The organism is Thiolapillus sp. (genome assembly GCF_048562965.1).
Taxonomy (GTDB): Bacteria; Pseudomonadota; Gammaproteobacteria; order Chromatiales; family Chromatiaceae; genus Thiolapillus; species Thiolapillus brandeum_A.
This window is the reverse complement of sequence record NZ_JBHNMF010000428.1, coordinates 1-2,807: the sequence shown is the minus strand read 5'-3', so window position 1 is coordinate 2,807 and position 2,807 is coordinate 1. Positions and strand designations below refer to the sequence as shown.

Sequence of the window (2,807 nt, the reverse complement as noted above, 5' to 3'; positions counted from 1 at the left end):
AAGTTGTTGCGTAGTGCTTGGTGACCAGGACGGCTGGGGCACAAATAGGTTGTCAAAGGCTGAGTCGATTTTGGGGACTGGGATGTCCCAAAATCTATCACGAGGCCGAAGACACGCTTGAGTGAAATCTACTACACCCTGCTTTTCCTGTACAAAGGCAATAAGCGCGTACGCCCTGTCTATCCGGAGTATGCGGAGGATTACGTGTTCTTCTCCAAGGACCCGTTCATCGGGGATCGGAAAAAGGCTCAGGAGAGCCTGGCCAAACTCAAGTCGTATCCGGAGATCGCCAGACAGCTGAAGGATATGCCGGAATACATGAGAACCGGCTTTTACCGCTCCAAGGTGCGGCTGGCACACGAGCTGGCAAACCTGACCAATCGCAATGTAGTCACCGAGACAGGCAGCAACCTGGAACACAATCCAAATTCCATCATATCTCTGATTGCTGAGTTTGGTGAGGATCTGGACAAGGAGTCGAGGCTGCGCCTGGTATCACCTTATCTGTTCATGGCCAAATACTATGACAGTGAAGGAAATGTCGTTACCGACAATGTCAGCGATATACACAGGTGGCTTGCGGAACACCCTGGCGGCAGGCTTGAGGTCATCACCAACTCCGTGCTTACCAGTGACAATTTCTTCGCCCAATCCATCATCGATATGGAGCTGGGACCACGCCTGCTGCTGTCGGCAGAGCTGAAAAAGGCCTGGTTGTCAGGCTTGCAGAGCGGAGAGATGGAGCAGACCCTGACCAACAGTGACGAATGGAAAAAGCAGATCAACAATCCACAGATATTTATCTACCAGACCGGAAAGCTGGATGCCCAACTGTTGGGTCACGGCAATGCACATTATGGAAAGCTTCACGCCAAATTCATCGTTGATGGAAACGGGGGCTTTGTCGGCACCTCGAATTTTGACTACCGATCCCGGTTGTTCAACAATGAAATGGGGGTTTTTTACGAGAATCGCAAAGTAGACGCCATTCTCGATTCCTTCTTTGAATCATTGAAAGCAACCTCCTACAGATGGGGTACGCCGGAATGGCTGCAGATGCGCAAGGAAGTGATGCAGGTCCGTGGCCTGAAAGGGTGGTCTACCCGCAATCAGCGTGTTATTTACAAGTTCATGCGGGCCACAGGGCTGGACTGGCTCATCTAATTTTGATGAACTGATTTGCAGACAGACAAAGAATTCCAGGACCTGAAATACCCGTCGGAATTTCAGGAAAACAGGGTCATGGGAGGCTGGTGAAAAATATCTGCAGATAATGCTTGCCAAAAAACGCATTTTGAGTAGAATGTGCTCGGTCAGTTGCGGGGTGGAGCAGTCTGGCAGCTCGTCGGGCTCATAACCCGAAGGTCGTAGGTTCGAATCCTGCCCCCGCTACCAATATTTATCAAGGAAACTCAATCACTTAGCGGTGGTTGAGTTTTTTTTGTGTTTGGGCGGTGCCTGAATTATCAGTCGATCGGGAATATTGAGATTGGCGAAATCGATGTAAAAGAAGTCTCTGCGGGAAGCGCTTTATAGATCTTCCATCCCACAGACTTTTGCTGGGTTTCTCTTATCGCTATAACATCCTTGCAGCAATTGCTCGGCTCTTACGGGACACGCCCCGTTTCCTGAAGAACCGGTTTCTTCAGAAAGATCGACCAGGAACTGCAGATCATGCTGAAAAAACTGATATTGATTGCCGGTTCGATGGTATTACCCCTGATACTGGTGACCTGTACCACTATGTCTCAGCCCGAGCACGTTCTTCATCAGTCTGCGATGCCAGACAAAACCATCCACAGGAAAACGCTGAAGGTGTTGAGCCTGAACCTCGCGCATGGCAGGAAGGATGGCACAAACCAGCTGTTTCTCAGGGAATCGCGAATTTGCAGGATATTGCGGTGGTTCTCAAACGAGAGGATGCCGATATCGTCGCACTCCAGGAAGCAGATGGTGCTTCACTTTGGAGTGGTGGTTTCGATCATGTTGCCATGCTGGCAAAAGAAGCAGGCTATCTGAACTATGTCCGAACGAGCCATGCTGTCAGCATGCTGTTCAGCTACGGCACCGCTTTGTTGTCCCGCAAACCGTTTCTGGATGTCGTTCATCACACATTCAAACCCTCACCACCCACGATAAACAAGGGGTTTACACTGGGGCAGATTGCCTGGCAACCGGAAGGGAGGCAGGGTAGTCCGATGCTTGTGGACGTGGCATCCGTACACCTGGATTTCTCCCGGAAATCGGTGAGGGAATACCAGATCAGAGAGATGGGAAAACTGCTTTCGGGGCGAAATCATTCGGCCATCATTCTGGGAGACTTCAACAGCGACTGGTTTGCCGAAGAACAAGTGGTCCAGACATTGGCTGCCAGCAATGGACTGCATGTTTTCATGCCTGAAGCACGGGATCTGGGTACCTACCGCTCCAGCGACCGGCGTCTGGACTGGATACTGATCTCGAATGACCTGGAGTTCGTCAGCCATGAAGTACTCACCGATGTGTTATCGGATCATAACGCGATCATTGCCACAATTGGTGTAAAGGAGTCTCGCTAGGTACTTTTCTGGCAGTTCTCGGCACCGCTCTATCTGACAAACAGCGCCCCGTTCAGCGTGGCTCGTACTTGCTCCACAGGATACCTTTCGCTGCTGAAGCAGGCGTTGGAGATTGCGGAGGAGGAAAAGCCGCTTGAACTACCGAATGGCTGGGAATGGACAAGGTTGGGGGTGATTAGTGTCCTTGGTACTGGTGCAACACCTTCTTGTGATAGCGGCCTCTATTATAATCCCCCCGAATTCAATTGG

General features: G+C 50.9%; 2 protein-coding genes and 1 tRNA gene. All 3 read left to right on the top strand.

What is annotated here, in order from left to right:
- The first annotated feature begins 117 nt into the window (after positions 1 to 117).
- A complete protein-coding gene (locus ACOCD2_RS15860; protein WP_293652887.1) occupies positions 118 to 1,164 on the top strand; it encodes a phospholipase D-like domain-containing protein in 1,047 nt (348 codons plus the stop codon).
- 154 nt (positions 1,165 to 1,318) lie between these two features.
- Positions 1,319 to 1,395, top strand: a tRNA-Met gene (locus ACOCD2_RS15855).
- Between the two features lie 491 nt (positions 1,396 to 1,886).
- Positions 1,887 to 2,558, top strand: a complete 672-nt coding sequence (locus tag ACOCD2_RS15850) for an endonuclease/exonuclease/phosphatase family protein (RefSeq protein ID WP_293649515.1) — start codon at positions 1,887 to 1,889, stop codon at positions 2,556 to 2,558.
- Positions 2,559 to 2,807 lie beyond the last annotated feature (249 nt).